The following is a 6,262-nucleotide window of genomic DNA, read 5'->3' as shown; positions in this document are numbered from 1 at the left end:
CCCCACGGCCGTTGCGTGCTCCGGTCAGGGACCGAAGACCACCGCCAGGTACTTCTTCTCCGAGACGCTGCTCGGCTTGCTGACCATGTCCTTCGACAGGTAGAGGCGGCCGTTGGCGAACTTGACGGCCTTCATGTCGAAGGTGAAGTCCCGCTCGGTGTTCGTGACGGTGCGGTCCGCCGGGTTCTCCAGCAGGACCGTCTGCTTCAGCGTCGAGCCCTCGATGCTGGTGACACGACCGCCCTTGTTGTACGGCGGCATCTTGTAGACGATCAGGTTCCCGCCCTCCATCCGCAGCGGGTACATCGAGTACCCCTCGCCCGCGTCGATGCGGTCCGAGGTCGGCTTGCCGGTGGTGAGGTCGAAGGAGACGATCTCGTTGGTGCGGCCCGAATCGGCACCGCCCCGGCGCTGCGCCGTCGGCAGGTAGACACGGTTGTTGCCGACGACGACCTGCGTGCAGTTCTCGATGTCGTCGAACCGGCACCTCGGTTCGTACTTCTCGCCGTCGACCGAGATCTTGGCGATCTGCTTCCCGGTCTTCGCGTCGACCGAGAAGATGTCCGACATCCCGGAGGTGCCCTCGGCGGTGTCGCCGACGTCGGCGGAAACCACGAGGGGCTTGACCGAGAGGATCGCGGCCTTGTCGGCGCCCGCGGTCATCTTGTAGGTGCTCAGCGGGGCGCCGGTGGCCGGGTTCAGCGGCTGGACCAGGATCTGCGGGGAGTCGTAGTCACCGCAGTAGCGGAGCGCGACGAGACCGTCGGGGCCGCCCGCGTATCCCTTGTCCTTGCACTCGTCGGCGGTGGGCTTGGGGCTCCACAGCTCCTTGCCCGAGAGGTCGAACGCGCCGCCGCCGTAGAGACCGGCGGCTGCGACCGTGTTGCCGCTGATGGTGACGTTCTCCATGCGGGCGGGGGCGTCGGCGTCCTTGAAGCCCTTCTGCCACAGCAGCTTGCCCGCATTGAGGTCGATCAGGCCGATCTGGGTGCACTGGGCGTACTTCTTGCCCGACTCCTTGGGGCCCTCGAAGAGGACCGCGCCCTTGGTCCCGTCGGCGGTGAGCCAGCGGGAGTAGCCGCAGACCGCGCCGGGGAGGTCGAGCTTCCAGAGCTGCGTGCCCTTGTCGGCGTCGTAGCCGACGACGGAGTTGACCAGGGCCTTGGCGAACACCTTTTCGGTGATCCAGGTGCCCTTGACGGTGGTGACGTCACCCACCGTCGGGTACGGAATCTGGAACTTCACCCTGGCCGCGGAAGAGGCCGGGACCTCCTCCTTGCCGGGGCCCTCCGGCGCCTTGCCTCCGGAGGCCGGGCCGCCGCCCTCGCCGCCGGAGGAGGTGCCCGCGACGTCCGTGGGATCGTCGCTGCTGGTCGCCTTGTAGACGACGCCCGCGCCGACGATCAGGACGACGGCGGCGACCGCCGCGATGATGATCTTCAGCTGATTGGTGAGACCGCCGCCGTTGCCGCCGGGCTGCTGCGGGGCGGGCGCCTGGGGCGGGTACATGCCGACCGTGGGCCGGCCGCCGGGCTGCGGCTGCTGGCCCGGGAAGCCGTAGCCCGACTGGGGCTGCTGGCCGGGCTGGCCCGGGTAGCCGTAACCGGCCGGGGGCGCCTGGCCCGGCGGGGGCGTCTGCGGGGGCTGGCCGGGAGCCTGCGGGGGCTGGCCCGGGGTCTGCGGGTAGCCGTAGCCGGGCTGGGTGGGCGGCTGACCGGGCTGGCCCGGCTGCTGGCCGGGGGGCGGCGGGGTCGGGGCGCCGAAGCCACCGGCGGGCGGCTGGGTGGGCGCCCCGAAGCCACCAGCCGGCGGCGGGGTGGGCGCGCCGAAGCCGCCGGCGGGCGGCGGGGGCGTCTGCGGCGGCTGGCCGGGGGCACCCTGGGGAGGCTGCGGGGCCTGGTTCTGGCCGGGCTCGGGGGTCTTGCTGAACGGCGAGGGGGGCGGAGCCCCGGCCCCGTTCTGCGGGGGTTCGTTGGGCGGCTGCGTCATGTGGGCACTACCTCTGGGGACGTAGGACGGTGGCAGGGTGGTGAGGATCCGGGGACCCTCGGAAGTCTTCGGGGTGCGGTGGCACGAGCCGGAGCAGACGGCCCGGGCCGGGCGGACCGACCGAGCAGGCGGACCGACCGAGCGGACGGACCGGCCGGGCAGGCTGAGCAGACGGACCGGGCCGAACAGGCCGACCGGGCGGACCGGGCGGACCGGGTGGCCGGGTGGGCCGAGCGACCGGACCGACCGGACCGACCGGACCGGGCGGCCGGGGCGGGGTAGGCGGACGGGGCGGGAACAGCCGTTACCGGCCGAACTCCCGCCCCGTACACATCAGTTGCCGAAAGCCAGCAGGGTCTGCGGCTTCTCGTCGTCCTTGCCCGAGACCCGGTCGGGGGAGAGGAAGAGCCGGCCGCCCTCGTACCCGATGATCTTGGAGAACATGCCGTTCTCGATCGACTGCACGGACGACGGGTTCTTCAGCACCGACACCGGGTTGCCGCCCGCAGCGGGGATCTTCACGAGCCCGCCGGGCTTGTCGTACGAAGGCTCGGTGTACGCGAAGACGAAGCCGCCCTCGGCCTTGACGGGCACCAGCGTGTTGCCCTCGCCCTTGGAGGCCCACTTGCGCTTGCCGGTGTTCACGTCGTACGCGCGGACCTCGTTGGAGCGGCCCGTGTCGAGGCTGCGCTCCGCCTTGCTCGGCACGTACAGGGTGTTCGCGTCGGCGGCGACGCCCTGGCAGCCCTGGAGGTCGCTCTTCATGATCGCCCAGCCGCACGAGGGCTCGGGCAGTTCCTCACCCTTGGCCAACTGCGCGGCAGGGGTGCCGTTCGCCTTGAAGAAGGTGATGTTGCCCGCCTCCTTCTTGCCCTTCTCCATGTAGAGCACCAGCGGGTCGACCGAGAAGACGCGCTTCACGGCCCAGCCCGCGGGGACCTTCCAGGTCCACTTGCCCTTGCCGGTGGTGGTGTCGAGCTCACGGACCTGCTCGGACGCCGGGTCGCCGGTGCCGCAGCTGTCGACCGCGATCATCCGGGTGCCGTTGGAGGCGAAGCCGGTGGCGCGGCAGTTGTTGATCTTCTCGTTGCCGAAGACCTTCGAGCCGTCGCTGAGCTTGAAGGCGCCGGAGCCGACGAACCGGGTGGTCGTGACGAGGTCACCCGCGATCGCCATCTCCTCGACGCTGGCACCGGTGAAGAGCCCCTCGGCCGCGACCTCCTTGCGCCAGCCCGTCTTGCCGGCCTTCAGGTCGACCTGCTGGAGCTGGTTGCACTTGGACTTCTCGGTGTTGTTGTCCTTCACCGCGATGACGACCTTGTCGCCCGCGCCGACCTGGCGCGGCGCGGCACAGACCTCGTTCTGGAACGGGATCTCCCAGCGCTTCTTGCCGTCGGCGGCGCCGTACGCCGTCATGGTCTTGTAGTACGTCTGGATGACGGTGTCGCCGACGTACCACATCGGCATCACCTTGCCGCCGCCCTTGGGCAGGTCGACCGCGTTGACGTGGTTCCACAGGACCTTGGAGTCGCCGGGCTGGCGGGCCGAGTTGAAGTCCGTGCCCGCGTCGCGGCCCGGGGCGTCCGACTGGCCGTTGCCGCCCTTGCCGTCGCCCTTGTCGACGGTGGGGGCGCCGGAGGGGCCGGCACCCGTGGTCGGCTTGGCGATCGGCTCCTTCTCGCCGCCCGAGACCAGGTAGATGCCGCCCGCGATCACGATCAGCGCGGCGACGGCCGCACCGACGATGAGCAGCAGCTTCTGCTTGTTCTGCGGGCCGTTGCCGCCGGGGGCCGGGGCGCCGGGCTGACCGGGCTGGCCCGGGTAGCCGTAGCCCGGCTGCGGCTGCTGTGCGTACGGGCCGGGCTGACCGGGCTGACCCGGGTACCCGTAGCCCTGCTGCGGCGCGGCCTGCTGCGCGTACGGATTGTCGGCGGCCGACGGGGGACCCTGCGGGTATCCGTAGCCCGGCTGGCCGGGCGGCGGCCCCTGCGGCGGGCCTGCCGGCATCTGCGGCGGGCCCGGCGGCGGCTGCGGAGCACCCGGAGGCGGACCCTGCGGAGCCCCGCCCTGTGGGGCGTTCGGGTCCTGCGGGGCGCCGAAGCCCCCCTGCGGCGGCTGGTTGGGCGGCTGAGACATCAGCACTTACCTCTTCACACGGGGGTCCGCTGCCCGGTCGGTCTCCCCCGCGATTCCGGGCGGTCACATCCTCCCGGAAAGGAGCGAATCGGGCTTGGATCCCGCAGATATACGTCAGTCGAGCGGGGCTTCTTTCTATCACTGGGAGCCCTCGAACAAGGGGCCGGTCCCGCCCCTGTTCCCAAGGGAGGACCGGCCTGTGATGCGCTCGTTATGAGCCCTCTACGTGTTCTCTACGTTGTCCCGCACGCCACCGCGGCCGTCCGACGACCGCTCCGACGTCACGCGTCCTCGGCCATCTCCAGCCAGCGCATCTCCAACTCGTCCCGCTCGCCGATGAGTCGACGCAGTTCGGCGTCCAGCTCGGCGACCTTGGCGAAGTCGGTGGAGTTCTCGGTGATCTGCGCGTGCAGGTTGGTCTCCCGGTCGGAGAGCTTGGTGAGCTGCCGCTCGATCTTCTGGAGCTCCTTCTTCGCGGCACGCGCGTCGCCCGAGGACTTCTCCGGCCTGGCGGCGGCCTTCGCCGGGGCGGCCGGGGCGAGGGCGGCGGACGCGGCGACGACCTGCGCACGCCGCTCCAGGTACTCGTCGAGCCCGCGCGGCAGGTTGCGCAGCGTGTGGTCGCCGAGCAGCGCGAAGACCTTGTCGGTGGTGCGCTCGATGAAGAACCGGTCGTGCGAGATCACGACCATCGATCCGGGCCAGCCGTCGAGGAGGTCTTCGAGCTGGGTGAGGGTCTCGATGTCGAGGTCGTTCGTCGGCTCGTCGAGGAAGAGGACGTTCGGCTCGTCCATCAGCAGCCGCAGGATCTGGAGGCGGCGGCGCTCACCGCCCGACAGGTCCCCGACCGGGGTCCACTGCTTCTCCTTCGTGAACCCGAACTGCTCGCACAGCTGCCCCGCCGTCATCTCCCGGCCGGTGCCGAGGTCGACCCGGTCGCGGACCTTCTGCACGGCTTCGAGCACCCGCAGGTTCGGGTCGAGCTCGCCGACCTCCTGCGAGAGGTACGCCAGCTTGACCGTCTTGCCGACGACGACCTTGCCCGCCGCGGGCTGTACGTCGCCCTGCGTACGGGCGGCCTCGGCCAGGGCCCTCAGGAGGGAGGTCTTGCCGGCCCCGTTGACGCCGACGAGGCCGACGCGGTCGCCGGGACCGAGCTGCCAGGTGAGGTGCTTCAGCAGCGTCTTCGGCCCGGCCTGGATGGTGACGTCCTCAAGGTCGAAGACGGTCTTGCCCAGGCGGGCGTTGGCGAACTTCATCAGCGCGCTGGTGTCGCGCGGCGGCGGCACGTCCGCGATCAGCTCGTTGGCGGCCTCGATGCGGTAGCGCGGCTTGGACGTGCGCGCCGGGGCGCCGCGGCGCAGCCAGGCGAGCTCCTTGCGCATCAGGTTCTGCCGCTTGCCCTCCTCGGTGGCGGCGATGCGGTCGCGCTCGGCGCGCGCGAAGACGTAGTCGCTGTAGCCGCCCTCGTACTCGTGCACCGCACCGCGCTGCACGTCCCACATGCGCGTGCAGACCTGGTCCAGGAACCAGCGGTCGTGGGTCACGCAGACCAGGGCGGACCTGCGCGTCTGGAGGTGCCCGGCCAGCCAGCTGATGCCCTCGACGTCGAGGTGGTTGGTGGGCTCGTCGAGGACGATCAGGTCCTGGTCGGCGATCAGCAGCTTGGCGAGCGCGATGCGGCGCCGCTCACCGCCCGACAGCGGGCCGATGACGGTGTCGAGGCCCTGGCCGAAGCCGGGCAGGTCGAGCCCGCCGAACAGACCGGTCAGCACGTCGCGGATCTTGGCGCTGCCCGCCCACTCGTGGTCGGCCATGTCGCCGATGACCTCGTGCCGGACGGTGGCGGCCGGGTCGAGCGAGTCGTGCTGGGTGAGGACGCCGAGCTGAAGTCCGCCGACGTGCGTGACGCGCCCGCCGTCGGCCTCCTCCAGCTGGGCGAGCATCCGGATGAGGGTGGTCTTGCCGTCGCCGTTGCGGCCGACCACACCGATCCGGTCCCCCTCCGAGACGCCGAGGGAGACGCCGTCGAGCAGGGCACGTGTGCCGTACACCTTGCTGACTGCCTCGACATTGACCAGGTTGACGGCCATGAGTGGGTGCTCCAGGGGGCGGGGACGGATAGACCTCCCAGCGT

3 protein-coding genes are annotated in these 6,262 nt (G+C 71.1%); all 3 read right to left on the bottom strand.

Annotation, left to right across the window (positions count from 1 at the left end; translation table 11 throughout):
• Positions 1-24: 24 nt before the first annotated feature.
• The 3 genes from ACWGIG_RS35980 to ACWGIG_RS35970 all read right to left on the bottom strand — a co-directional run bounded on the left by ACWGIG_RS35980 (position 25) and on the right by ACWGIG_RS35970 (position 6,218).
• Entirely contained in the window at positions 25-1,989 is a 1,965-nt protein-coding gene (locus ACWGIG_RS35980; RefSeq protein ID WP_453325918.1) for an outer membrane protein assembly factor BamB family protein, read from the bottom strand.
• A 333-nt stretch (positions 1,990-2,322) separates the two neighbouring features.
• Positions 2,323-4,125, bottom strand: coding sequence for an outer membrane protein assembly factor BamB family protein (locus ACWGIG_RS35975; protein WP_453325917.1), 1,803 nt, complete (start codon positions 4,123-4,125; stop codon positions 2,323-2,325).
• A 281-nt stretch (positions 4,126-4,406) separates the two neighbouring features.
• Positions 4,407-6,218 carry an ABC-F family ATP-binding cassette domain-containing protein gene (locus ACWGIG_RS35970; RefSeq protein WP_453325916.1) on the bottom strand — a complete coding sequence of 604 codons (1,812 nt, stop codon included), beginning with the start codon at positions 6,216-6,218 and terminating at the stop codon, positions 4,407-4,409.
• Between the last annotated feature and the right edge of the window lie 44 nt (positions 6,219-6,262).

The organism is Streptomyces sp. NPDC054863, from assembly GCF_053610825.1.
Note: the sequence above shows the minus strand (reverse complement) of the source record. Positions and strands in the feature narration are given on the sequence as shown.

Bases quoted from the DNA above. Each gene is read 5' to 3' on its own strand.
- ACWGIG_RS35980 (WP_453325918.1), bottom strand. From the start codon at position 1,989: ATGACGCAGCCGCCCAACGAACCCCCGCAGAACGGGGCCGGGGCTCCG.
- ACWGIG_RS35975 (WP_453325917.1), bottom strand. From the start codon at position 4,125: ATGTCTCAGCCGCCCAACCAGCCGCCGCAGGGGGGCTTCGGCGCCCCG.
- ACWGIG_RS35970 (WP_453325916.1), bottom strand. From the start codon at position 6,218: ATGGCCGTCAACCTGGTCAATGTCGAGGCAGTCAGCAAGGTGTACGGC.